The 24,209-nt window shown below is 52.2% G+C and carries 22 protein-coding genes; 14 read left to right on the forward strand and 8 right to left on the reverse strand.

Features of this window, described 5'->3' with window-relative positions:
• Positions 1 to 19 precede the first annotated feature (19 nt).
• The 4 genes from RC73_RS02045 (at position 20) to RC73_RS02060 (ending at position 3,930) form a co-directional block, all read left to right on the forward strand.
• Entirely contained in the window at positions 20 to 757 is a 738-nt protein-coding gene (locus tag RC73_RS02045; RefSeq protein ID WP_039033075.1) for a DUF481 domain-containing protein, read from the forward strand.
• Between the two features lie 221 nt (positions 758 to 978).
• Positions 979 to 2,433: a sodium:proton antiporter NhaD gene (gene nhaD, locus RC73_RS02050; protein ID WP_039033076.1), complete on the forward strand. Its 1,455-nt coding sequence runs from the start codon at positions 979 to 981 to the stop codon at positions 2,431 to 2,433.
• Between the two features lie 110 nt (positions 2,434 to 2,543).
• Positions 2,544 to 3,332 carry a winged helix-turn-helix domain-containing protein gene (locus RC73_RS19770; RefSeq protein WP_052247929.1) on the forward strand — a complete coding sequence of 263 codons (789 nt, stop codon included), beginning with the start codon at positions 2,544 to 2,546 and terminating at the stop codon, positions 3,330 to 3,332.
• Positions 3,325 to 3,930, forward strand: coding sequence for a hypothetical protein (locus RC73_RS02060; protein WP_039033077.1), 606 nt, complete (start codon positions 3,325 to 3,327; stop codon positions 3,928 to 3,930). Before RC73_RS19770 ends, RC73_RS02060 begins: the two co-directional genes overlap by 8 nt.
• Before the next feature lie 3 nt (positions 3,931 to 3,933).
• Here the strand turns inward: RC73_RS02060 and RC73_RS02065 are convergent, their stop codons facing one another.
• Positions 3,934 to 4,476, reverse strand: coding sequence for a hypothetical protein (locus tag RC73_RS02065; protein ID WP_039033078.1), 543 nt, complete (start codon positions 4,474 to 4,476; stop codon positions 3,934 to 3,936).
• 10 nt (positions 4,477 to 4,486) lie between these two features.
• Complete coding sequence (locus tag RC73_RS02070; RefSeq protein WP_039033079.1) at positions 4,487 to 5,308, reverse strand: hypothetical protein; 822 nt, start codon at positions 5,306 to 5,308, stop codon at positions 4,487 to 4,489.
• 426 nt (positions 5,309 to 5,734) lie between these two features.
• Between RC73_RS02070 and RC73_RS02080 the strand changes: the two genes are divergently transcribed.
• The 3 genes from RC73_RS02080 to RC73_RS02090 all read left to right on the forward strand — a co-directional run bounded on the left by RC73_RS02080 (position 5,735) and on the right by RC73_RS02090 (position 8,719).
• Positions 5,735 to 6,481, forward strand: coding sequence for a winged helix-turn-helix domain-containing protein (locus RC73_RS02080; protein ID WP_039033081.1), 747 nt, complete (start codon positions 5,735 to 5,737; stop codon positions 6,479 to 6,481).
• The gene (locus RC73_RS02085) at positions 6,474 to 6,983 is read left to right on the forward strand and encodes a hypothetical protein (RefSeq protein ID WP_039033082.1); all 510 of its coding nucleotides are present in this window, start codon (positions 6,474 to 6,476) and stop codon (positions 6,981 to 6,983) included. Before RC73_RS02080 ends, RC73_RS02085 begins: the two co-directional genes overlap by 8 nt.
• Before the next feature lie 125 nt (positions 6,984 to 7,108).
• Positions 7,109 to 8,719 (forward strand): hypothetical protein, encoded by a 1,611-nt coding sequence (locus RC73_RS02090; RefSeq protein WP_234500972.1) that lies wholly within the window; start codon positions 7,109 to 7,111, stop codon positions 8,717 to 8,719.
• Between the two features lie 275 nt (positions 8,720 to 8,994).
• Here the strand turns inward: RC73_RS02090 and RC73_RS02095 are convergent, their stop codons facing one another.
• From RC73_RS02095 to RC73_RS02110, 4 genes are all read right to left on the reverse strand, one after another.
• Positions 8,995 to 9,708 (reverse strand): RNA pseudouridine synthase, encoded by a 714-nt coding sequence (locus RC73_RS02095; RefSeq protein WP_039033186.1) that lies wholly within the window; start codon positions 9,706 to 9,708, stop codon positions 8,995 to 8,997.
• A 59-nt stretch (positions 9,709 to 9,767) separates the two neighbouring features.
• A complete protein-coding gene (locus RC73_RS02100; protein ID WP_052247930.1) occupies positions 9,768 to 10,442 on the reverse strand; it encodes a hypothetical protein in 675 nt (224 codons plus the stop codon).
• Between the two features lie 99 nt (positions 10,443 to 10,541).
• The gene (locus RC73_RS02105; protein WP_039033083.1) at positions 10,542 to 11,879 is read right to left on the reverse strand and encodes a Na+/H+ antiporter NhaC family protein; all 1,338 of its coding nucleotides are present in this window, start codon (positions 11,877 to 11,879) and stop codon (positions 10,542 to 10,544) included.
• 232 nt (positions 11,880 to 12,111) lie between these two features.
• The gene (locus tag RC73_RS02110; RefSeq protein WP_039033084.1) at positions 12,112 to 12,822 is read right to left on the reverse strand and encodes a TetR/AcrR family transcriptional regulator; all 711 of its coding nucleotides are present in this window, start codon (positions 12,820 to 12,822) and stop codon (positions 12,112 to 12,114) included.
• Between the two features lie 231 nt (positions 12,823 to 13,053).
• Between RC73_RS02110 and RC73_RS02115 the strand changes: the two genes are divergently transcribed.
• From RC73_RS02115 to RC73_RS02135, 5 genes are all read left to right on the forward strand, one after another.
• On the forward strand, positions 13,054 to 13,794 hold the full coding sequence (locus RC73_RS02115; RefSeq protein WP_039033085.1) for a hypothetical protein: 741 nt from the start codon (positions 13,054 to 13,056) through the stop codon (positions 13,792 to 13,794).
• Positions 13,795 to 13,809: 15 nt separating this feature from the next.
• The gene (locus tag RC73_RS02120; RefSeq protein ID WP_039033086.1) at positions 13,810 to 15,570 is read left to right on the forward strand and encodes an aryl-sulfate sulfotransferase; all 1,761 of its coding nucleotides are present in this window, start codon (positions 13,810 to 13,812) and stop codon (positions 15,568 to 15,570) included.
• 47 nt (positions 15,571 to 15,617) lie between these two features.
• Positions 15,618 to 16,232, forward strand: coding sequence for a thiol:disulfide interchange protein DsbA/DsbL (locus RC73_RS02125; RefSeq protein ID WP_226684395.1), 615 nt, complete (start codon positions 15,618 to 15,620; stop codon positions 16,230 to 16,232).
• A gap of 10 nt (positions 16,233 to 16,242) precedes the next feature.
• Entirely contained in the window at positions 16,243 to 16,857 is a 615-nt protein-coding gene (locus tag RC73_RS02130; protein ID WP_039033087.1) for a disulfide bond formation protein B, read from the forward strand.
• A gap of 132 nt (positions 16,858 to 16,989) precedes the next feature.
• Entirely contained in the window at positions 16,990 to 18,267 is a 1,278-nt protein-coding gene (locus tag RC73_RS02135; protein WP_039033088.1) for an O-acetylhomoserine aminocarboxypropyltransferase/cysteine synthase family protein, read from the forward strand.
• Between the two features lie 38 nt (positions 18,268 to 18,305).
• Here the strand turns inward: RC73_RS02135 and RC73_RS02140 are convergent, their stop codons facing one another.
• Positions 18,306 to 18,767 (reverse strand): DUF1090 domain-containing protein, encoded by a 462-nt coding sequence (locus tag RC73_RS02140; protein ID WP_052247931.1) that lies wholly within the window; start codon positions 18,765 to 18,767, stop codon positions 18,306 to 18,308.
• A gap of 86 nt (positions 18,768 to 18,853) precedes the next feature.
• Entirely contained in the window at positions 18,854 to 21,928 is a 3,075-nt protein-coding gene (locus tag RC73_RS02145) for a DUF2339 domain-containing protein (RefSeq protein ID WP_039033089.1), read from the reverse strand.
• A gap of 253 nt (positions 21,929 to 22,181) precedes the next feature.
• Between RC73_RS02145 and mpl the strand changes: the two genes are divergently transcribed.
• Together mpl and RC73_RS02155 are read left to right on the forward strand one after the other, a co-directional pair.
• Positions 22,182 to 23,564, forward strand: a complete 1,383-nt coding sequence (gene mpl / locus RC73_RS02150; RefSeq protein ID WP_039033090.1) for a UDP-N-acetylmuramate:L-alanyl-gamma-D-glutamyl-meso-diaminopimelate ligase — start codon at positions 22,182 to 22,184, stop codon at positions 23,562 to 23,564.
• Positions 23,561 to 24,202 carry a flavin prenyltransferase UbiX gene (locus RC73_RS02155; RefSeq protein WP_039033091.1) on the forward strand — a complete coding sequence of 214 codons (642 nt, stop codon included), beginning with the start codon at positions 23,561 to 23,563 and terminating at the stop codon, positions 24,200 to 24,202. Before mpl ends, RC73_RS02155 begins: the two co-directional genes overlap by 4 nt.
• Positions 24,203 to 24,209 lie beyond the last annotated feature (7 nt).

Consider the following 24,209-nt stretch of genomic DNA (forward strand, 5'->3'; position numbering starts at 1 on the left):
TGAACGGAGATGCACAAGAATGAAAAAACTGCTTAGCGCTGCAGCCATTCTGCTGGTCGCACCATTTGCTCACGCAGGGGCCGACTTTGTCGAAGGTGATAAAACATTTGCCGGTGAGGCGGAGTTGGGTGCTACCCTGACCACAGGTAACACTGATACCTCTTCGGTGAAGGGTCGCCTGGCGATGAAACACGAACTGGGTAACTGGGAAAACCAGTATCTGCTCGAAGGTCTGTATAAGGAAGATTCTGAAGAAGTTACCGCCAAGCGTTACTTTGGTGGCGTTCAGGGCAACTACCGTCTGGATGAGCGCAGTTATCTGTTTGCCAACACCAGTTACGAAGCCGATCCCTTTACAGGTTATGATTATAAATTCAACAGCGCAGCCGGTTACGGCTACCGGGTTTTCCAGGGCAGCAAGAGTTTCCTGGATGCCGAGATAGGTCCTGGTTACCAGTATCAGCGTCTGGACAGTGAGCAGCGGGCTATTCTGGGTTACAACTCAGATGCCAGCTGGGTGGCTCACGGAGTGATTAACTATGAGCTTGAGATCAGCAAGACCTCCAAATTCCGCCAGATGTTTGTTGCTGACTATGGTGACAAGCTCGACGCGCGTTCCGAGACTTCGTTGACCGCTAATATCATAGGTGCATTGGCGATGAAGTTCGCCGTGGTCGTGCGTTATAACAGCGATCCGCTGGATGACAAAAAGAGCACAGATACCGAAACCAACATGACACTGCTGTACTCCTTCTAAAAAGTCGTGATATAAAAAAGTGTGAACCAGATAAAAGCGCCTGCGGGCGCTTTTGTGATCTATGGTGTTTTTTTGCCAGTCCTTGGTAACCTTTCTTCAGTTGTCTGCCGCTTAAGGCTTGGGCTTGCTCACTTAAATTACAGAAATTTGCGTTTTATCAAGATTTGATTTCCTGTCTCTGTGCTAGGTTTTAGTTAATTTCCTACCGAGAGATCATTGAAATGAAGTTGATGCGTTTGCATGGGGGCTGCGCAGCCTTAGGAGGAATTTTGTCCGGACTGTTTTCGCCTGCGGTCCTGGCTAGCACGGAAGCCGTAAATAATCTGAACCTGACCGACTCAACTGTGGGGTATCTGGCACTGACTCTATTTACCATCGCCTATTTGCTGGTGATGGGGGAGGAGAAACTGCACCTGAGGAAGTCCAAGCCTGTATTGGTCGCCGCCGGTCTTATCTGGGGCATGATAGGTTATATCTATACCCAAAACGGTATGTCGGAAGTGGCCGAGGCAGCTTTTAAGCATAACCTGCTCGAATATGCCGAATTGTTGCTGTTTTTGCTGGTAGCAATGACCTATATCAACGCGATGGAAGAGCGGCGGTTGTTTGATGCTTTACGTTGTTGGATGGTCGGCAAGGGCTTCAGTTTATACCAGATATTTTGGCTTACCGGCTTATTGGCCTTCTTTATCTCACCTATCGCCGATAACCTGACCACGGCATTATTGATGTGCGCCGTGGTAATGAAAATGGGCGCCGATAATCGCCGTTTTATCACCCTGTCCTGTATCAACATAGTGGTGGCGGCCAACGCCGGTGGTGCCTTCAGTCCCTTTGGGGATATCACCACTTTGATGGTGTGGCAAAAGGGCATGGTGCACTTTTCCGAGTTCTTTAAGCTGTTCCTGCCATCACTGGTGAACTTCCTGGTGCCGGCGCTGATCATGAGCCTGTTTATTTCCAGGGAAAAATCCGATGCCCTGGTTGAAAAAGTTTATACCAAGACAGGCGCCAAGCGGATAGTACTGCTGTTCCTGTTTACTATTTCTATGGCTGTTTGTGCTCATTCATTGTTGGGGCTGCCACCTGTGATGGGCATGATGACAGGCCTTGGACTACTGCAGTGCTTTGGCTTCTACCTGAGGAAGAATTTCCCCAAAGCATTGGCAAGGGCGCAGGAGAAGGCGCGCCTGATGCAGGATGAAAAGCGTCTGGAGCAACTGGGTAACGTGGTGCCTTTCGATGTCTTCAGCCGTATTGCCAGAGCCGAATGGGATACTTTGCTGTTCTTCTATGGCGTGGTGCTCTGTGTCGGCGGCTTGGGCTTTATGGGCTATCTGAGTATGGTGTCTCACGCCATGTACACCCAGTGGGATCCCACTTATGCCAATATCGCCATTGGGGTGTTGTCTTCCATCATAGACAACATTCCTGTGATGTTTGCCGTACTGACCATGAATCCGGATATGGCTCTGGGGCAATGGTTGCTGGTAACCCTGACTGCCGGAGTCGGGGGCAGTTTGCTGTCTATCGGCAGTGCTGCAGGGGTCGCTCTGATGGGGCAAGCGAGGGGCATTTATACTTTTGGGGCTCACCTCAAGTGGACGCCTGTTATCGCCCTAGGTTATATCGCCAGTATTCTGATACATCTCTGGCTTAACAGTTCTACATTTTAGAAAAGCATGTATCATATTGTTAATTAACAAAGTTTTAATCGTGAGAAAAGTCTGAGAGAAGGTTCACGCTTTTCTTAAAAGCCTGAAAACACCCATGCAGATCACTCTGGATGGGTGTTTTTTTTCCTTATACTGCCGCCATTCATTTGCTGCTGAGCAATGCCATGCAGATAGGTTGCTGTTGGTTTGATGCCGATACCGGCACGCTCAAACATACTGGGTCCGGTAAGATTTGGGTCTTGTCTGAAATAGAGCAATGTGTGTTGAGTGTTTTGTTGAGCCATCAGGGCAAGGTGGTTTCCAGAATGCAATTGCTGCAGGAGGCGGGCATTCCCGTCAACCAAGAGCATTTATTGGAACAAGCGGTGGCCCGTATCCGCCAATACCTGGGGCCTGATTACTGTGGCCTGTTGGAGCCCATCGACCGGCAAGGTTTTTTACTGCACAGCAAAACTCGAAAAAGTAAACCAATCTCTCTGTTTTTAAAGGGAAAGGCACCCTGGTATCATTTTTTTTGGATGTTACTGCTGAGTGGGTTGGTATTGTTTTTTCTATCGTCCAGAGTCGGACCGCTGCGCTATCTGGAAACGCCGGATGAAGTGATAAAACTCGCGCACCCTTCGGGCAATACTACCTTCCTGCGTCTCTATGGCGAACCCAAGGCATTGGCGACATTGAAAGATCTGACTCAGAACATTGAAGGCTGGCTGGCTCCTTGCCCTGATAGCTGGCGTACGATTTCCATTTCCCTCAGTGATGACAGTAAGGTATTGAGTATGGTGCTCAAGGGAGAAAGTGACCAAGGGGAGTACTTTAAAGCTTACAAGTTGACCATGTCTCAGATGAATGATTGTGCCCCCGAGCATACTTGGTTGAAGGAGGCGTTGCGCTGTGACTGAATCGACTCTGCCGTGGCGCTTACGCCAAAACCGGAGCTGGATATTGCTGTTGTTACTGCTGTTATTTGTTGTGGGTATCCTGGCGGTTGACACCTTGATTTCCAAGTATCTAAACCCAAGCTTTAATTGTGAAGCGAGTTTAATTAACCCCGGCAAAGCCGGGGGACCAAGGGGAGGGGAGAAACTCAGGCTTGGGATAACCACAGAAAATGGGCAGACCAGACTGAAGGTCAGCTATCGCTATGATAATGAGCCGTGGGCGGGTATTGAGCTGGCAGGTACTATAGAAGGCGTTGAGCTTGGTTCACTAAGCTATATGATGAGTCTGGAACCCTATCAGGATAAACTGCTATTAGGTGAAGAAGAACTCCCTCCATACTTGATGGCAATGCGGGAGGCTATCAATAAGGCTTTGGCTCAGTCGGGTAAATTGGAGCTCAGGTTGCATGTTCTGGAGATGGATATTTTGGCCGACTATTCACTTATTCAACTGAGTCCAGGCAATCATCTTTGGGCCTGTCGTATGACTGAGTTTGAGGAGGAGGAGGAGTCCCAAATGCCGTTGCTCTCATTGATCAGCGGCATTTGGGATTGGTGACCTTTAGTTTACGTCTGTAGTGGGAGAATAGAGCGTCACTTCATTGCTGATTTCAGTTCCGAACACCTCTATGGCTACCTTGTAACGGCTAACCGCGCCAGTAGCAGCATTAGCGTCCCAGTCGAGCCCTGATGGACTGAAACTGTAGCTGCCGGCACTTTCCAGAGCCTGCAGCGGCTCGGCGCACTCGGTTGTCGGGTCGCAGCTGTAACCATAGGTTACATGCCAGCGTTTCCAGGCTTTGGGCTTGGTGGAAGCTTGCTCTTCTGCCGGATAGCCAAAGTAGGTGATTTGGTACTTGGCGGCATTGGTGAGCGCTTTGCCTTCGGCGTTTTGCAGGGCAAAGGTGACCTGGCCTGAATCTGGGTCGAAGCTGTTGAGAGTCAACTCAATACTACTTGCTTCGGCGATATCCTGACTGGGTTTTTCCACAGGTGGTGGCGGAGGCGTGATCTCACCGCCACCATTATTGTTGTCATCATCGCTGCCACAGCCTCCCAATAGCAGGGCCGAGCCGAGCAGCAGGCTCAGATAGCTGATTTTCATTGGATAATCCTCAGTTAAAGTGCCCGGTATGACAGGTGGTACATTCCATGTCTGTCTTGACGCTGGCGGCAGGTCCCATAGTACTTGTGGAGCCATGACAGCTCTGACAGCTCTGGGCTTCTGAGCTGGGTTTACTTTCAGGCAGGGCGCCCAAGTCTTCACCCTTGTAGGCTCGGTTCAAGAGTTCCACTAAGTGATAGGCAATAGAGGCCGACAAACGATAGCAACGTTCACCTTTTTCAGAGAAGGTCTTGCCTGAGGCCTTGGACCAGTTACTGATAGAGGAGTGACACAATACGCTGTTGGCTACCGAGGATTTGACCACCAGGGCAGTCTTTTCGGCGGTGGAGCCAATACCGGCAACGAACTCATCGCTGGACAAAGGCAGTTCGGTATTTTCGTAGTAACGGAACAAGGAACCTATGACGGCGGAGTTTTGGCCATTAATGTCATCGAGAATATTAACCAACATACCTACTGCATTGAGGTTACCGCAAAGCGTGCCTTGGCCGGTAACACCGGCAAAACCGTAGCCGGCCAGCGCCGTTGGAATAGTGGCAAACTTGTCGGCATCGACACTGGCAGACCGAGCCAGCATGGTCACAGTGGCGTGAAATACCTGATGCATACAGCCACCGCCGGTTTCATAAGCCAGTTTGGCTGTCTCCATAGGATCCAATGGAGCATATTTGAGTTTTTCACCCAACTCCAGGCGGTAGTTTCCTGACTCATCCGTGGCAGCAAAGGCGCAAGTGGCCGTAAGGCTGGCTCCGGCTGCTGCGGCGCTAATTCCGATAATCTGGCCCAGGGCCTGACGTCTGTTAATGCTCATATTTATCACCCTTTGTTGTCTTTGTTTTTCCCGACCGGGTCGGTTGTATTCAGATTAGGGGGATAAGATATGAAGGTTGTGATTTAGCGCGCATGAATATTGAGTTGTCAAAGACTGGAGTTTTAACCTTTTAAGGTGATTAGAGTGGCTATTCTTAATCCTTTTTGAGGATTAAGGGTTGGGCAGAATCACCTTATTTGTTTTATTCATGTTAATTAATGGCTGGTTTATCAATCTTCAGGCCTGTTTTCAAAGCCTTCAACCATGGGAACTGGTTCACAAAACGCTACTTGCTTCCCTCTTGCTTGCTTCCTTGCCTGAGTTGGATCACTTTTTAAACTTTTTCCTGTGTCAGGGTTATGAGGATCACAGTAGTGATTAGATTTCTTGCATACACTCATGTTCATATAAAACAGGAGGAAGATGATGCAGATAGGCGACTGCTGGTTTGATGAAGCCAGCGGTGAGTTACAACACAAAGGCAGGGGAGACAGTTGGCATCTCCCTCGGGCGGAGTTGCAGGTGCTGAAACTCCTGCTTGCCAATCAGGGACGTTTGGTCTCCCGTATCGAGTTGCGCGCCGGTGATGACAATCATCCCCCTTTGAGTGATTCGTCTGTAGCCCGTGCTGTCTGTATGTTGCGTGCCTTTCTGGGGCCCGAATATGAGTCTTTGATTGAAACGGTCAAGGGGCAGGGGTATCTGCTACGCTCATCTGTGGCCCGTAAACCCGCGGGAGTGCTGGAGTCCAGGTTGAATGCCGGTCCCAAGCAACTGCTGGTGGGCTTGGTACTGATACTCATGCTTGGTCTCAGTGTCTTCTATCTGTATCGTTTACCCAGAGTGGTACCCACTATCCCACTGAACAAGCAGGAATTGACACTGCTATCTGGTCAGAGAATGGAGCTGTTTTTCTACTCCAATTCCCGTACCAACAATCAGTTGTTGACCGAACAGGGCAAGGTGCTGACCTCGGCATTGGCTCAGTGTAAGAGCAGCCCTTGGCGCAAATTATATGTCTCTCTTTCCCATGACAAACAAGTCCTTAACCTCACATTGAGAGGCGAGTATTTGGGACAGTCCGTGGTACGCAATCTCAAAATAAGCGATGGACGTCAGGTCAAGGCATTTGTCAGTGTACCTTGGCTTAAGGAGGTTGATCTCTGTGGCTAGACGTTGGCTTTGGGTGATAAATTTGCTGATCCTGATCTTTTTGCTCGGCTGTTTGCTGGTGATCTATCGTTTCAGTCAAACAGCGCCCGCTTTGGCGCTTAATTGCAGCTCTGAACTCTACGACCGGCAGTTGAACGAGGGCGAAGATGCGCAGCACTACCTGCTGCTGGATCTGCAGACCAAAGGCAAGCGAGCTCTGGTCAACTATCGCTACTTCAACATGGATGGCACCCCGGCCGGCAGCATTTTGATGCAGGGGCAACTGGCTTCGGAAGAGGCGGGGCGTTATCAAATCCTGGTTACAGATAAACAGGAGCTTTCCGGCAAGGGCGCAAGGCCCGCCCATATGCAATACCTTTCTTATGTTTCCAGCTTCAACCTCAGTAATGAAGGCCTGCATCACCTGGCACTGGAGATCCTTGATGCCGATGAAGCCAAAGACTATGCTATTGTGTTGTTCCAACCGAGTAACACAGTATGTGGCTGCCGCCTGATCCATTGACGGCTGAATTTTTGCTGACGATTTCACCATTTCCTTTCAGTTAACGCCTGTGCGCTATCCCATTCCCGTGTTGCTTGGGCTATAGTCTGGTTCTTTCATCAATTCATTGATAGTTTTCCATTATTGTGTCCAAACTACGTATCAAGCAGGAAGAAAATCTATCCATCAAATTCAGTCATCTGATGGGTGTTGGGGAGCAGCGCAAGCTGGATCTCTACTTTTCCCTGCCCAAGGAGATGGGCATAGGGCCGCAGAGCCTGAATGAAGAGGAATACTACTTCAGCGCCATTCTCGGACGGCGTTCTTACTACTCGGATGGTCTGCATCTGCCCCTGGTACAATCCAGGTTTGTAAGCCAGAAGAAGCGTACCGTCGAAGAGTTTCGCCTCTATCTGAACCTGTTTGCCTACCAGTTTGTGGTGGCGATGGAGAACGATGCCAAAGAGATTTCGCGGCAATCCGAGCCGGAAAACTTCTATCCTTTGCTGGAGGAGTTAACCGAGCAGACAGCGATTTTGCTGAAGAAGTTTCGCCGTAATGAACCGGCCGATGCCAGATGGAAACACTATTTTGAGAATGCCGATAACTACTTATCCTGGTTTTGTGAACAGCAGTTGTTGAAGCTGTTGGCCCATGGTCCCAGAAACAGTGACTTTAGCCATGTGTCGGATAAGGTGATCACCCTCTGCCGGGTAGAAAATCACTATCGGGCCGAGCGACTCTATAACTCGGCGCAAACCCTGCAAGATCCCAATCGTATTGCCAACAAGATGTTGCTGCTCAGGCGGCTTATTCAGCAAGGGGTGGTGCTCAAAGAGGAGATTAAACCTCTGAACACTGGGCTTAAAAAGTTAACCACAGGGTTGGCTACCGCGCTGGTGATGCTGGTGGTATCAGCCTTGATCATCAAGGCTCAGGGGATATTCAGCGGCGTGACTCTGGTATTGGTGTTGGTGTTGGCGCTGATTTACGGCGCGCGGGAGATCTTTAAAGATGATGTCCGCAATGCTTTGTGGCGCTATATCCAACGGGGACGCCCCCGTTGGAGTCGGATATTGAGGGATACAACCAACCAGAAGTTTATTGCCAAGCAGCTGATTTGGCTTGAGTTTATGCGTAGTCGGGATCTCCCTGATGATGTCAAAGAGATCCTCCGGCGGCGCCATAGCCAAAATAAGGTTGACGCTGAAATTCTTCACTACGGCATTCAAACTAAGGTGGCAGATACCGAGTTTCTCTCCGGTTATAACACATTGCAGGAGCAGGTGGTGTTCAGCTTAGTGCCCTTTGCCCGCTATCTGGAACGGGGTAAGGCCAAAATTTACAGCGAAACCGATGGCAGGATAACTAACGAGTCGGTGGAGCGGCGTTATCAGATAAATCTGGTCGCCGTACTCAAAGAGGGCAAGCAGGCGCCGCGCTATGCCAGATACAAGATCACCATGAACCGCTCACAGATAGTGGATGTCAGCCCCAGCGATATTCCTGATTCACTGCCGGGAATTGAGGATCTGCCCTATGATTCCGAGGTCAAGGCCAATGGCGAGTTCAGGCGCAGTAAGGAAGATCGCGTCGAATCCAAGACTGTGGAGGAAGAAGAGCATCAGGCGAATCTGGCTGCCGTGACGCAGGCTGCCGATCTTCTGTCTGAGTTGCAACCCGGCGTCGAGAAGGAAGATAAAGCCATCTCCTCCCGGGCAAGCGAACCTAAGAATGGTGAAGGCAGTCAACCCTGACGGCCTTAACGGTGAAACTGCTCAGGAACGTCCCACAGAGGAAAAGGCCAATCCCAGCCCCAGGCTGACCAATAAGCCGCCTATGGCGCGTTCAACCAAGGGGCGACAACGGGCCACTATAAATGTCCTCTATCGACGTGGGTGAGAGCTGATTTGTCTGAGAGAGTATGAGGAGTGAGTGTTGCCACAAACAATATTGTTTTGGGTTGATACAGTTAACCAGGCGCTTGGTTTTGCCAATAATTTAGAGTCGTAAAAAATACACAGCTGTTTAGTCAAGGTTGTACTGCATCTTTAAGCGCAGCGATTTGTGCATGGCTGAGCTCCCTAACTTCCCCTTCGGCGAGCTGGTCGAGTGTTAACTCCATTATCCGGGTACGGCAGAGGTCTGTGACTCTGTAGCCCAAATGCCGACACATACGGCGAATTTGCCGCTTCTTGCCCTGAGTCAGAATAATTTCAAAACTGTTTGCCGAAATCGGTGTGACTTGTGATGCCCGCACCTGGCCATAACCGTAATCCATAGGCGCTCTCAAGGCATGGATAAACGCGTCAGTAAATGCTCGCTCCAGAGTGACCCGGTAGTGTTTGCTGTGGCAAAAATCCGGATGCATCAGTTGCTGGGTCAGCTCGCCGTCGTTGCTGAGCAGCAATAGGCCGCGGGAATCTTTATCCAGTCTTCCGGCCGGATACAGGCGTTTATCCTGAGGCAATAGATGCAATAGACTGCTCGGGTCATCCTTGATTAGGCGGCAATCTATGCCGACGGGTTTATTGAATAGCAGATAAGTGTAAGCTGCCGGGGCGGCGACGGGCTCGCCCAGATAAAACAGCTTTTCGAGGCAATGGCGCTGCCCGGTGGCGAGGGTGACTCTGTCTGTGTGTTTAGCGAGTTTGTCACCCAGAAAAATCTCTCCGGCTTCGATGCGCCTGGCGGCTTCGCGCCTTGAACATAGGCCGGTTTGCGCCAGATAGTGAGCGAGGCGGATTGTGGCTTGTTGAGATGCTCTTGCGTGGGTCATTGCAGGCCTTTATTGCCAGGGTTACATCAGTCGTTTGTCGGCTGCGACCAGTGCCACAGCCGATAAACCGTGGCCGATAGGCTGAGGCCGGCAAACACAGTGGCAATGGAGTGCAACCACATAAACCATACCGAAAGGCAGAGGGTTTGCGCCGGGCAAGAGGCATAATTCATCGATGGCCATTGCAACTGAGATAACAAGCCAATACCGGATACTATTCCCAGCAGGCTAAACAGGCACAGCGGCAGGTTACACAGTGCTCGATGGGAAACAAAGCAGTAGCAGCAAAGAGTAAACATCACCAAGGTATTGGCAATAAAGAAGATGGCCGCCAACTGGTGAGCAAAGAGTTCATTATAGGGAAACACACCAAGCGCCGCTATCCCCACCCCCACAGCTATCCCCGACCTTGACAGTAAGTTGGCCGCCGCGCTGTGCTTTTGCCACCAGAGGCCTCCCATGGCCAAGGTGAAGCAAGCACCGCCGAGCAGTAGCGAGATGTTGTAGACATAGGCCAGTGGCGAGCTTAAATAGTCACCCAGTCTGTCCATGCGCATGTTGAAAATAGCACTGCCCATACTGTCATAAGCGGCCCAAAAGGAAGAAATCATACCCAGTGCCGCTATGCTAACGCCTACCAGAGACATCATAAATGCCAGGCGCTGCGGATCTTGTTTGTGATATTGCTCGTAAGGGGGCATGCAGTGGCTCGTTTGAATATCAGTATTCAATAATGCTTGCCAAACGGCAGCGACAAAAAACCGGTCGCAGGGACCGGTTTGGTTTTTGTATTTGTTAGTTTAACTGCGGGGGCGCAGTATCACAATCACTACAGCGACCAATGCCAGGATCATACAGTACCAAGTGTTGGCAACCGCTTCCAGGGGAGAGATCTTGAAGTGGGAAGCTATCAGCAAGGCCTGGGCACCGTAGGGAATAAGTCCCTGAATAATACAGGCGAAAATATCCAGAACACTGGCGGCGCGTTTCGGGGCCACGCCATGTTTGGCGGCCAGGTCTTTGGCGATATCACCACTGACCACAATAGAGACGGTATTGTTGGCCACACAGGAGTTGGTTAAGGCGACAATTCCTGCCATACCCAGTTCGGCGGCACGACAGGAGGCTTCGCCTTTGGCGCGGGAGAAACGGGCGATCAGTTTTTCAATCTGTTGGCTGACAAAGCTCAGACCACCTTGCTGCTGCATCAGGGCTGCCAAACCACCAACCAGCATGGAGAGGATAAAAATCTCCTGCATATTGCCAAAGCCTTTATAGATGTCTTGGCCGAAGGTCAGCAACGAATAGTCCTGAGTGAGAAATCCCGTGGTCCCGGCCAGCAAAATGCCGATGGCCAGTACCACAAATACGTTTAACCCGGCGACGGCCAGCACCAGAATACTCAAGTAAGGCAACACCTTAACAAAGTCGACCTCCTGCGGTGGCAGTTCGGCTTGACCGGAAGATAGGAAACCGAATAGCAGCAGGGTCACGATCGCCGCCGGAATGGCAAAGATCAGGTTTTCGCGGAACTTGTCTCTCATTTCGCAGCCCTGAGTGCGGGTGGCGGCAATAGTGGTATCCGAGATAATAGACAGGTTGTCACCAAACAGGGCGCCGGACATCACAGAGCCGGCCATCAGTGGCAGTTCAATCCCTGCCTGATCGGCAACCCCGAGTGCGATAGGGGCTACAGCGGCAATCGTGCCCATGGAGGTGCCCATGGCGGTGGCGATAAAGGCGGCGATAATGAAAAAACCGGGCAGCAACAGATTGGCCGGGATCAGTTTAAGCCCCAGGGCAACTGTGGCATCGACCCCTCCAGTGGCACTGGCTACGGCGGCAAAAGCACCGGCTAACAGGTAGATGAGGCACATGGCGATGATGTTGTTGTGGCCTATCCCCGCCATAAAGGTGTTCATGGTCTGGTTGAGCTTTTGCTTGGACAGCAAAATGGCCAGTACAATCGCCGGTAATATCGCTATCGGACTTGGCAACTGATAGAAGGCAAAATCTACCCCTTGGCTTTGGAAATAGACCCCGGCACCGATAAACAGCGCCAGAAACAGAAATAGTGGCAGCAGCGCCACAAATGAGGCCGGAGCTTTAACGGCTGGAGAAGTGTTGTTCTGGGTCAAAATCTACTCTCTGTAAATCACGTTTGGCCGGGGATTCCCTCCGTAGCAGCCAAACTCGCTGAATTGCATTGTCTTAACGGCATCATCTCCTGACAAATTAGGCGAAAGAATAGGGGATAGCCAGTCGTCTGTCAATTTAGACGTCTAGATGTTTTTACTTCTATGTTGGTTTTGTGCACTGTGCGGCTTAAATCCCGGTCGCTTGTGGAATTACCCAAGGCCTTTGGTTCACTCAAGTGTTTAGCTGTTGTTGGCGTAATTCTCTGTAGCGGGGTAATTCGCGACGCAACTGCTGCGCTCTGGCAAGAGTTTGGGGATTAAGTCTTTTGCCTGGGCATAACTCTTTGAGCAGTTGAGTGAGCAGCCTGGCGTTATCAAACCTGACATCCAGGCTGTACTCCTTACCGGCATAGGTATTCCCCACCAACTCTCGACCTCTCAGATAGGTGCATAACAGATGGCAAAACTGCTGGATCTGCACATCACTGGCCAAGATCTCCTGCTGCTCTTTTGCTTGAGCCAGAAGTTGGAGCGGGGTTTCCCAATAATCCATGGCCAGTCGATTTAGGTTACGCAGATAAGTGGCACTGGCCTTGTTGAAGATCAACCTGTTGCAGGAGATGGTGGAGATGGAACTGCGTAGGCAGTAGGTCTCGGTAAATTGGATCTCATTGAGAATATAGGCGATAAATTTCTCTAATCCTGAGTAACCCTCCAGATTGAGCCACCAACGTAGCCCAAGTACCTGGTCAAAGGCGCGACAGGTGAGAGCCACCAGAATATCTTCCTTGGTCTTGAAGATGCTGTAGAACAGAGTCGTGGATATGCCCAATCCTTTGGTGATATCTGATACTTTCAGAGACAATAATCCTTCTTTGGCAATAACAGACTCTGCCAAATCCAAAATAGCTTCCCGTATACGGTTATGCTCGGGCTTATCCATTTTAAAATACTCAAAAAAGTGTTGGTTTATTATAAGTTGGAGAATAAAAGTTTTTGAGTGTTAATTAGCTCTTTGTGATCTCGCTCATCAAAAAATAAAATTTTATTTTTTGATGATCCTTATTAAACCTTTTAACAAAAAGACAAAATAAACATTTTCATGTGATTTAGTTCACCTATTCAATTCTGCTTCTGTAAATAATTAACTTGAGTCGGGAAGGAAGGATTGAATATGAACACGAAATTGTTATGCCCTTTAATTATCTCTGCCTGCCTTGGTGGCCATTGTCAGGCGGCTATGTTGGCTGTTGAAGCCGGGATGATGGATTGGCAATCCAAAGCATCGGATTATTTTGGCGAGGCCAAAGACAATAACCCATTTATCACTCTGAAAGGTGCCGTTGGTAATGAGTATGGGGATATTTATGGCCATGTAAAGTGGGAAGACCCGGATGATGGAGCCTACTACGGCACAGAGATTAATGTGATAGGTCAGATTAACTTAGGGGAGACAGATTGGAATCTCTATGGCCAAGTGTTTGACAAGAGTAAACCCAGTTGGGGCGAAACCAACACCATGTTGGGACTGAGCTGGGACAAAAGTTATGACGATACTTATCTACAAGTTGCCCTGGCAGGACATTTTGTCGATGCCACTTATAAGAGCTTTGACGCTAACTTTGAAGGTGGTTTCAACGGTGGGTATGTTTATTTTCTGGCAAGCCATAAGCTAAATCTATTTAAGCAAGACTTTAAGTTGACCTGGTGGCAAGAACACTTTTTTAATCGCGAAGATGATTATTTGATTTTATCTGGTGATGGAAAAGATTTTGGTTTTAATGGAGCTTTATCTGTTAATTGGTCTTTTAGCAAAAATCTGAGTTTTATCCTGAGTTATCGGTATGCGGAAAATAACTTAGGAAAACAAGGATATCACGACGCTATTTTTTATTCCCTGCAATATCAACTTTAATTGGAAGGTGACAAGATGAAAATGAAGAGACTGTGTTACTTAATGTTGGCGGCATCCAGTCTGACATTAACGGGTTTCTCAACCCAGGTGATTGCCGGCGGCGATCTGCCGGGTACCAGTTCCAGTGCCATACCTCAGGGGCAGTTGGGATTTGTCTATGTAGATCCTTACAAGTTCAGCCCTTTGGTGGCGGTGATCGATCTCGGTGGCAAGTCCATCAGTGACGTCAAGGTCACAGTAAAAGGCAAGGGAAAGAAAGGGATTGATATTCAGTACCCTGTGGGATTGACTCAGCTCAACACCCACAGTGGTATTCCGGTATTTGGCCTCTATCCCGATTATCTGAACCGGGTTGAGGTCAGCTACAAACTGGCCGGTAAGTCAGTGACCGAGGAATACAAGATCCGCACCAGCGCACTGCCTCACCTGCATATTGACGGCAATGCCCGCACCCAGTACGAGTATGAGCCGGTCAAAGTCGCCAAAGGCTTTGAAAATAGATTCTATCTGGTTGATGGGCAGGTGATACCACCCAATATCCGTGACCACTGGGACTGGATCCCGACCCAGAACATCATAGATACCAACGGCGATGTGCGTTGGCATCTGAACAGCGATGTTATCTATGACCGTCCGGGCGGCTCCATGTCCTTCAAGCAGACCCGTGATGGCAAGCTGATCTTTGGTCAGGGTTTGATGTTTGAACTGCATCAAGGGTTCCAGGTGCCTTACTACGCCAAGTATGACTTTATCGGCAAGCCTATCTTCAAGCGCGAACTTCCACGGGGCTTTAATGGCTTCTCCCATGAGATCACCGAAATGCCCAATGGTCACCTGCTGTTGAGGGTGGGTAAGCGTGATTATGTCACGCCGGATGGCCTCAAGGTCGACACAGTGCGCGACCATGTGATTGAAGTGGATCAGAACGGTGATGTCGTTAAGGTTTGGGACTTCAACAAGATACTCGACCCTATGCGTGACACTGTGCTCAAGTCATTGGATATGGGGGCGGTTTGCCTGAACGTGGATGTCTCCAAGGCCGGTGAAACCAAGACTGCCGAAGAGCTGGCCAGCGAACCTTATGGCGATGTTGCCGGGGTCGGAACCGGTCGCAACTGGCTGCATATCAACTCCATAGGTTATGACCCGGCGGATGACAGCATCATTGTCAGCTCACGCCACCAGTCTGCGGTGATCAAGGTTGGCCGTGATAACAAGGTCAAGTGGATCCTCGGCACTCCCGAAGGTTGGAAAGGAGAACTGGCCGCCAAGGTACTGAAACCCGTGGATGCCAAAGGTAGGGCACTCAAGTGTGACGCCAAGGGTTGCGAAGGCAGCTTTGACTGGACCTGGACTCAGCACACGGCTTGGCCGGTACCGGACAGGGGCACAGTCACAGTGTTTGACAACGGCGATGGCCGCGGTCTGGAACAACCTGCGCTGCCGACCATGAAGTATTCCCGTGGCGTCGAGTACAAAGTCAACATGGGCAAGATGACGGTGCAGCAGACCTGGGAGTACGGCAAAGAGCGGGGGTACGAGTGGTATAGCCCAATCACTTCCATTACAGAGTGGCAAGCGGATCACAAGACTATGTTTATGGCCTCGGCTTCTGCCGGATTGCTGGAAGGGGATAAGGCTCCCGAGCATTGGATCACCGAAGTGGATCCCAAGACCAACGAGGTCAAGGTCGAAATCAAGGTGAAGACCCTGATGAAACATGAGCCTGGCTATCGCTCTACCGTGGTTCACCCCGAAAGCATGTTCAATCGTTGATTATTTTTTGGCGGCAGCTGGGCTGCCGCCTGTTTGGAGTCCGTATCATGATGAAGAAAAGTCTGTTGGCACTGAGTGCCCTGTTGTTGTCCTGCTCTGTTTCCGCTGCCAAATATAATGAAGGCGAACACTATCAACTGTTGGGGGCCGCCAGCTTTGATGCTCCCAATCAAGTGGTGAAGGTGTATTCGGTCAACTGCCCCTTCTGCTACAAGTACGACAAGGCAGTGATCCCCGGCATGGTGAAAAATCTGCCCAAGGGGGTGACCTTCGATGATTATCACATCACCACCAAGCCGCCATTCGGCATGGAGAAAGCCCTGGTGCTGGCTTATGCCCAAACCCAATCCGAGCAGGCTTTCAAGACAGTCAAGATGGCACTGTACAAGAAGTATCATGACGACAAGGCCCGCTTTGCCTCCGCCGATGAAGTCATCGACTTTGGCCTCAAGGCCGCAGGCCTGGATCGCGCCGGTTTTGAAGCGGCCAAGAATAGCCCTGAGGTGCAACAACTCTTGAGCAAATGGGACAGAGGCGTGGAAGTCGCCAAGATCCAGGGGATCCCGGCACTGGTGGTCAATGGCAAGTACTTGATCAACACCAAGTCTATTCGCAGCATGCAGATGCTCGATGAATTGGTGGCCGAACTGGCCGCCAAGTAAGGAGTAACGGATGAATAAATTGAGTATGCTGTTTCGGGAGTTTACCCAGGCACCCGTTCCCACTCTGGCCCGCTGGCAACAGGGGCGAATACTCTGGAGCATAATGCTGGGCGCAGCGGTATTTTTGCTCGCTTCCGCTATGGGCTATTTTCAAGTGTTTCTGGAGATGGACCCCTGCGAGCTGTGTGTCTACATACGCTTCAGCCAATGCTGCATAGTACTGGCCGGTGCCATCATTTTGATCAATCCGAAGAACCATGTGCTCAAGGCCTTGGGTGTTGCCCTGGCCCTCTACGGCGTGATCCAGGGAATGGCCTGGTCGATTCAACTGATGAATATCCACGACGCCGCGCACCTGGTAGTAGATGAATCGATGGACTTCTTTGCCGAGGCAGGTTCGGCGGCAGGTTCAGCCTGCTCCACCGAGCCGCACTTCCCTCTGGGCTTGCCGCTGGATAAGTGGCTGCCATTTGAGTTCGCTCCTACCGGCGGCTGCGGTGAAGATGACTGGTCACTGTTTGGCATGAATATGGCGCACTATTGCATCATAGCCTACTCAGTGTTTGCCATCGGCCTTGGCGGCGCAATAGTGGGTTGGCTGGCGAGCTTCAAGGCCAAGCCATAACAGACAGCTAATCGCGCCTGGCAAGAACCACCCTCAGGGGTGGTTTCTTTTTATTTGGACATCTGGACGTCTGTTTGTTAATTTGATTGCTCACTCATTCAGTCAGCATTATCTGTCATCAAGGAGCGCGAGATGAAACTGGAATCCCTGGCGTTGCACCATGGTTATGAATCGGAAGCCACCACCAAGTCGGCGGCGGTGCCCATCTATCAGACGACGTCCTATACTTTCGACGATACTCAACACGGCGCCGATCTGTTTGACCTTAAGGTGCCCGGCAATATTTACAGTCGCATCATGAACCCCACCAACGCCGTGCTCGAAGCCAGAATGGCGGCCATCGAAGGTGGCATTGGCGCGCTGGCGCTGGCCTCGGGAATGGCGGCCATCACTTATGCGCTGCAGGTGCTGACGGAAGTGGGCGACAACATAGTCAGCAGCAGCCAGCTCTACGGCGGCACCTATAACCTGTTCGCTCACACTCTGCCGCGCCAGGGGGTAGAGGTGCGCATGGCCTCGTTCGATGACTTCGATACCCTGGAGTCGCTTATTGATGAGCGCACCAAGGCGGTGTTTTGTGAATCCATAGGCAACCCCGCTGGCAATATTGTCGATATCGCGCGTCTGGCAGAAATTGCCCACAAACATGGTGTGCCCTTGGTGGTGGATAACACAGTGGCGACCCCTGTGCTGTGCCGCCCCTTCGAACATGGCGCCGATATTGTTGTCCACTCGCTGACCAAGTATGTCGGTGGCCACGGTACTACAGTGGGCGGGGTGATTATCGATTCGGGCAAGTTTGATTGGGTCGCCAATAAACACAGATTTGCTGTGCTCAATCAGCCGGACCCCTCTTACCATGGGGTGGTGTATACCGAAGCCTTCGGCGCGGCGGCTTATATCGGCCGTTGCCGGGTGGTGCCGCTGCGTAATACCGGCGCGGCTTTATCACCACACAGCGCCTTTTTACTGTTGCAGGGGCTGGAGACCTTGAGCCTGAGGATGGAGCGCCACTGCAGTAATGCCGAAGCGCTGGCAAGTTACCTGCAGTCCCATCCGCTGGTGAACTGGGTCAATTATGGCGCCCTGGCAGACAGCCCTTATAAGGCCAATTGCGACAAAATCACCTCGGGTAAGGCGTCCGGCATTATTAGCTTTGGTATCAAGGGGGGCAAAGAGGCCGGTGGGCGCTTTATCGATGCGCTGCAGATGATCCTGCGTCTGGTGAATATAGGCGATGCCAAGTCACTGGCCTGTCATCCAGCCACCACGACCCACAGGCAGCTCAACGCCGAGGAGTTGGCTCGCGCCGGGGTGAGTGAAGATCTGCTCCGGATCTCTGTGGGAATTGAGCATATAGACGACATCATCAGCGATGTGGCCCAGGCGCTGGAAGCGTCCCAGGCTTGATGATGTCATCAAAAAGCCCCGCCAAGCGGGGCTAATACTTATCTGGCGTCCATCTCGGACTTCAATCCACGTATTTCAGCTTCTTTAGCGCTGATCTTGGCGGCTGTTTTAGCCTCTTCCTCGGCCAGTTCTCGTTGATATTTGGTGACCTTATCGATTTTGCCCTTGCGCTCGGCCTCGGCGATATCGGCGTTCAGTTTGGCGCGTTCTTCGGCCAGTTCTTCACCTAACTCGCGAATCTCATTCTGCTTGTCACGGATCTTGTTTGCCAATTCATCGCGTGAATCTTGCTGCTTTTGGATTTCACCGGCCTCAGTGCAGTGGGCACGGACTTCGGCCAGCGCCGTTTCCAGCCCCCGTACTCTGTGGCTGTTGTTATGCTCTTTGGCATCAAAGATCTGCTTTTCGATTGCGGCTTCTTTTTTGGCGCAATGACCACCGGCCAGGGCGGGGAGCGAAAACAGAGCCAGGGAAAATAGGGTTATTTGGGTCAGTTTCATAAATTACCAAGAATGGAGTAAAAGGTCGTTAGCAAAACTTCAGTCAGACTTATTCCCAAGGCGCCCGCAGGCGCCTTTGAGTTGGTTTATTGTGACAGCAGCCGGGCTCTGGATTTCTGGTAGAAGTAAGCCACCCCGAGCAGCAAGGCGCCAATCAGCATAAAGACGATGATCTTTTGCAGCAGATCGGCGGCGGCCATATCCAGCAGCAATACCTTGAGGCAACTGATGGCAAACAGACCTGCGGCCAGTTTGAGCATAATCTGGCAGCCGGGACGCAGGCTGAGGAACATCAGCCAGCAGCCGTGGGACACCATGAGCACTGTGCTTAGGGTGGCATCGAATCCGGTTGGCATCTGGTAGGCCAGTTGCAGATAGGCCAGCAGCAACAGGGCATGCCAGGCGATAAACACCATATTGGTCGGCAACTGCTGACGATAGCGTCTCATGGCCAATGGCCGTTTACGGATAAACAGCGCCAGCAAGGCCAGGTTGCAAGCTTGTGCCAGCGCCATCAGCCAAGGTTCAGAGGGCCGGGTCAGGGCATCGAGCTGCAACGACTGCAGGCTGTCGAGCCAGGTAATCCAGGGCAGCAGCAAGGCGATAAAGAAGCTGGCAAAGGCAAAGGGGTAACCCGGGCGCAGGGCCTTGAGCGGTTTGCGGCTGAGCAGGATAAAGAAGTAGCCGCTCAGCACCACACTGCTCAGTGCCAGAGTGTGGCTGAACAAGACCTCCAGGCTGTGACTCACCACTGCCAGCAGCAGGGCGCCATAGAAGGGTGACAACTGCCAGCCGAGTCGGCAGGGGCCTTGCCAGAGCCTTGGCAAGAATGGATAGCGCCACAGCAGCAGACCGGAATAGAGACTGCCCAGCAGCAGTGCGATAAGCCCGGGCCATTGTCCTGCCAGGCAGGCAACAGCAGTTTGGGCTATAGCCAGCACCAGCAGCACATCCGCTTCGCGTTTCAGTATCGGCTGCCTGAACTTGCGGGCCAATACTAAGCTGACAAAGCAGGATAACCACAAGGCCGGGGCTAGCCAATCTTCAAAGCGAAGGGCAATTTTGGGCAGCCACAGCAGTGGCAATAGCACCAGGCAGGCCAGGCGAGCGTACCAGGCCAAACGCTTAAGCTCGCCCTTGGGATGGAAGCGCCGGTATGCATACCAGGCCAGTAATAAGCAGAGGAACAACTCTACCCTGGCGATTTGCGCATACAGCGGCTGAGCGCGGAAACTCAGGCTATGCACATCCACAACGGCGAAGATGACCTGAGCCGCCAGCGGTAACAACAAGGCCCAGGCCAAGGCCTCGCTGACCCTGAGTTGTTGCCTGCGCGCGAGTAGCAGCAAGGTCAGACTCAATCCGGGAATTATCACCAGGAAGTAGTTTTCACTTATCAGCCAGGCGCTAACCAGGGCTAAAGACACCAGCAGCACGTTGGCAAGCTCGCGTCCCAGCTGCAGCAGTTGTTGCTCCCAGCGGCTGAGTTCGGGTTGTTTGTCCAGCAGTTGGTTAAAGCCAAACAAGCTAAGCGTGCTTAGCCCCCAAGCCAGCAGCGGCAGTGACAAGAGCACCGGCGCTTCATTGAGCATATCACCAAGGGCCAACAGGTTGATGACCAGTCCCAGAGCCAGCAGGGTGATGGCCTCGATTCGCAGCGAGGCTTGCTGCTCACGGCAACCTAGCCACATCAACAGCAAGGCTTCGAGCAGTAATACCAGCCCCAGCAGCTCACCACTGAGCAGGCTGAGCGCGGCAAAACCGAGACAGGCACCGGTCGCCAGCCACAATAGCGTCTGCAGCTGTTTGTCTTGTTTAAGCCAGAGCGACAGGCCGATAAGCACGGCGGCGTTGGCCAGCAGCAGCTCGCCGGCGTGGGGGCTGAACTGGCTCAGGCTATAGACCAAAAAGGCCAGCAAGGCCGCCGGCAGAGCCAGCAGTCTGTGGCTGAGGCCTTCCCGGCCAAACAGCCAAAGGCTGCCAAGTCCATAACCATAAAAGAGGCCATGCAGGGAGATGAGCGCCAGAACTCCCATTATCCCTTGCCCTTGCAGCGGCAGCTCGACAAAGAAACTCAGGCTCTCGATACAGGCTATGTGCAGTATGGCTGTCGTTTCCAGCAGCACAGGCCAACGTATCTTGTGACTCAAGAGTAAAGAGCAGCCGCCAATCAGCAGCAGGAAGGGCAGATACATCAAAGGCGCCTGACTGCCGGAAAGCAGCATCAGTGGTGCCAGGGAGCCACCCAGCAAGGCGACTATGCTGATGACTCTGGCTTCCAGTTTCAGCGCCAGACTGTAACCGGCCACAGTGATAAGCAACAGCAGCAGATAGCTGACGCCATCCGGTACCAGCTCGAAGTAGGGACCGACAAAATAGGCGCACAGATAGTTGATAATCAGCCCAAGGCCAACCAGACCCGAGCCGAAATCGGCCATCGCTCTTTGCCGTTTGCGGATAAAGGCCCCCAAGGCCAGAATGCCATTGGCGCAGACAAAGCCGGTCAAGGCCTTTCCGGTATCCGACAGCCAGTGGTTCATGGAATACTGCAGCAGATAACCAAAGCCCAGGGTCATGGCGATGATCCCGGCCAGGGTCATCATAAATACCGGCCCCTGACCTTTGGCGTGATAGTGCTGATAAAAATCTTTGGCTTGTGCGAAGAGTCCCAGCAGGGGGCTCAGCATAGCGGCAAAAAAAGCGGCCACAGCCTGATCAAACTTACGCCCCCAGTTGGGAGTCTGCTGCCCTCGACCCTCTTGTGTTTGGGGGGATACTTTTGGGGCGGCGGTTTGCGCTTTGGCTGCAATTGGTGTTGCGGCTATTTCAGCTGTTGTTGGTTTGGTGTGCTCGATAGGCTGAATATCGGCCCTGCGCTGCCAGGCGTCCTGGCGCTGAGCCTGTGACTCGAAAGACAAGTCGGCAGCTTTTGGCTCGGCCTGAGGTTCATTTGGTTCAGGCATTGCAGACGGCTCGGCAACCTTGGCGACCAAAGGCTGAGCTTGCTCTTCGGCAAGCTGATTGACGGCCGCAAACAGCGCCTCGATTCTTTGTTCTATCGCGTCGAGGCGGATATCTGTCCTGATTTCCAGGTTCGTCTCTTTGAGTTTGAGATCTTCAAGCTCGCGCCTGAGATGTTGGAGTTCTTCCGTTAACTGCATGCTGCTTTCCTGATGCTAATCGCATTTGCGTAGGCTGCGGGCATTTTAAACGCGCGGCCCTGTCCTGACCAGCGTTCGGCTCAGATTTTGGAAAATTCCTTTATCTATTAATCACATTGCTTAGCGGAAGATGAGAGAAAGCTGAACAGCAGGCAGAGGCCTCTCGCGTCTTGCCGGTGGCATAGGTACAATGAGCGGCATGCAAACTCGCCCAACGTGGGGCGAGCGGACTCACTGCAGAAGGATGGCCTTAATGCACGTACATATTCTGGGGATCTGTGGCACTTTTATGGGGGGCTTGGCACTGCTGGCCCGCGCCATGGGACATAAGGTCACCGGCTCCGATGTCAATGTATACCCTCCCATGAGCACCCAGCTTGAGCAGCAGGGAATAGACCTTATTCAGGGGTTTGATCCTTCACAGCTGGATCCCGAGCCGGATCTCGTGGTGATAGGCAATGCCATGAGCCGCGGCAACCCCTGTGTGGAAGCCGTACTCAATCGCGGCCTGAAATACACCTCGGGCCCGCAGTTTCTGCATGACCATATATTGCCCGAACGTTGGGTATTGGCCGTTTCCGGTACCCATGGCAAAACCTCAACCGCCAGCATGTTGGCCTGGATCCTCGAAGCCTGCGGCTATCAAGCTGGCTTTTTGATTGGTGGAGTGCCGCAGAATTTCGGTATTTCGGCCAGGTTGGGCGAGTCGCCTTTCTTTGTGGTCGAGGCCGACGAATATGACAGCGCTTTCTTCGACAAGCGCTCCAAGTTTGTGCATTACCAGCCAAGAACCCTGGTGATCAACAACCTGGAGTTCGACCATGCCGACATCTTCGACGATCTCAAGGCGATACAGAAGCAGTTTCACCATCTGCTCAGAATCCTGCCTGGGGATGGCCGGGTGATCTGGCCGCAAGACAGCCAGGCGGTTGCCGGCGTGATAGCCAAGGGCTGCTGGAGTGAACAGGAAACCTTGAGCCATGAAGCGGGCCAGGGTGACTGGAGTGCCAGAATGCTGGCAGACGATGGTCACGAATTTGAGCTATTTTTCCGCGGTGAATCCCAGGGCATTTTGAGCTGGGGCCTGATTGGGCGTCACAACATAGACAACGCCACCATGGCGATAGCTGCGGCGCGTCATGTCGGGGTCTTGCCGGTAGATGCGCTCAAGGCGCTGGCAGACTTTACCCCGCCCAAGCGTCGTCTCGAGTTACTGGGCAGCGTAGAAGGGGTCAGCGTTTATGACGACTTTGCCCATCACCCAACGGCAATCGCCACAACTCTTCAGGGAATGCGCGCCAAGGTAGGCCAGGGCAAAATCACTGTCGTGCTTGAGCCTCGCTCCAACACCATGAAGCAAGGGGTGCATAAAGACACACTGGCCAACTCCATGGCCCTGGCCGATGAAGCCGTGTTGTATCAGGCGGATAATATCGATTGGGATATTGCCGCGGCCATGCAGGCGGCACCGCTGCCGGTACAGGTTTTGCACGACATAGATGAGATAGTGGCCAAGGTCAGTGGTGAAGCCAAGCCCGGCGATACCGTGCTGATCATGAGCAATGGTGGCTTTGGCGGCTTGCATCAAAAGTTGCTCCAGGCCCTTAAAGCCAGAAGTGGCGAGGTCAAAGCGTGAAATATCAGCAGATTAAGAGTATCAGCCTCGCCTGGACCGGCGCCTCCGGGGCGCCCTATGGGCTGAGGCTGCTGGAGTGCTTGCTCAAGGCCGAGTTTCGGGTTTTTCTGATGGTGTCCAGCGCCGCTCGGGTGGTGTTGGCAACGGAACATGGGCTCAAACTCAGCAGCGCACCGGACAAGGCCACAGAGCAGCTCAGAAAACTGTTTCCCGAAGGCGGTGAACTGAGAGTGCTCGGCAAGGATGAGTGGTTCTCTCCACCGGCGTCTGGCTCGGCGGCGCCAAAGCATATGGTGATCTGTCCCTGCTCAACCGGCACCCTGGCTGCGGTGGCCACTGGTATGAGCAACAGCTTGCTGGAGCGGGCCGCCGATGTAGTGCTCAAGGAGCGCGGTCAGCTGTTGTTGGTACCCAGAGAGACACCTTTCAACGCCATTCATCTTGAACATATGTTGAAACTCAGCCAACTGGGCGCCATCATAATGCCGGCCGCACCCGGCTTTTATCACCATCCCAAATCCATTGAAGATCTGATAGACTTCATGGTCGCCCGGATCCTGGATCATCTGGGTGTCGAACATGCATTAACGGATCGCTGGGGTTATGACAAACCCAAAGACAGTGAGATCGACAATTGAGAGTGAT

The organism is Shewanella sp. ECSMB14102, from assembly GCF_000813075.1.
GTDB classification, from domain to species: Bacteria; Pseudomonadota; Gammaproteobacteria; order Enterobacterales; family Shewanellaceae; genus Shewanella; species Shewanella indica.

What these genes read in the sequence shown, in the direction of transcription:
- RC73_RS02045 (WP_039033075.1), top strand. Translation starts at nt 20, where the DNA reads ATGAAAAAACTGCTTAGCGCTGCAGCCATTCTGCTGGTCGCACCATTT.
- nhaD (WP_039033076.1), top strand. Translation starts at nt 979, where the DNA reads ATGAAGTTGATGCGTTTGCATGGGGGCTGCGCAGCCTTAGGAGGAATT.
- RC73_RS19770 (WP_052247929.1), top strand. Translation starts at nt 2,544, where the DNA reads ATGGGTGTTTTTTTTCCTTATACTGCCGCCATTCATTTGCTGCTGAGC.
- RC73_RS02065 (WP_039033078.1), bottom strand. Translation starts at nt 4,476, where the DNA reads ATGAAAATCAGCTATCTGAGCCTGCTGCTCGGCTCGGCCCTGCTATTG.
- RC73_RS02070 (WP_039033079.1), bottom strand. Translation starts at nt 5,308, where the DNA reads ATGAGCATTAACAGACGTCAGGCCCTGGGCCAGATTATCGGAATTAGC.
- RC73_RS02080 (WP_039033081.1), top strand. Translation starts at nt 5,735, where the DNA reads ATGCAGATAGGCGACTGCTGGTTTGATGAAGCCAGCGGTGAGTTACAA.
- RC73_RS02100 (WP_052247930.1), bottom strand. Translation starts at nt 10,442, where the DNA reads ATGCCCCCTTACGAGCAATATCACAAACAAGATCCGCAGCGCCTGGCA.
- RC73_RS02110 (WP_039033084.1), bottom strand. Translation starts at nt 12,822, where the DNA reads ATGGATAAGCCCGAGCATAACCGTATACGGGAAGCTATTTTGGATTTG.
- RC73_RS02115 (WP_039033085.1), top strand. Translation starts at nt 13,054, where the DNA reads ATGAACACGAAATTGTTATGCCCTTTAATTATCTCTGCCTGCCTTGGT.
- RC73_RS02120 (WP_039033086.1), top strand. Translation starts at nt 13,810, where the DNA reads ATGAAAATGAAGAGACTGTGTTACTTAATGTTGGCGGCATCCAGTCTG.
- RC73_RS02125 (WP_226684395.1), top strand. Translation starts at nt 15,618, where the DNA reads ATGATGAAGAAAAGTCTGTTGGCACTGAGTGCCCTGTTGTTGTCCTGC.
- RC73_RS02130 (WP_039033087.1), top strand. Translation starts at nt 16,243, where the DNA reads ATGAATAAATTGAGTATGCTGTTTCGGGAGTTTACCCAGGCACCCGTT.
- RC73_RS02135 (WP_039033088.1), top strand. Translation starts at nt 16,990, where the DNA reads ATGAAACTGGAATCCCTGGCGTTGCACCATGGTTATGAATCGGAAGCC.
- RC73_RS02140 (WP_052247931.1), bottom strand. Translation starts at nt 18,767, where the DNA reads ATGAAACTGACCCAAATAACCCTATTTTCCCTGGCTCTGTTTTCGCTC.
- RC73_RS02145 (WP_039033089.1), bottom strand. Translation starts at nt 21,928, where the DNA reads ATGCAGTTAACGGAAGAACTCCAACATCTCAGGCGCGAGCTTGAAGAT.
- mpl (WP_039033090.1), top strand. Translation starts at nt 22,182, where the DNA reads ATGCACGTACATATTCTGGGGATCTGTGGCACTTTTATGGGGGGCTTG.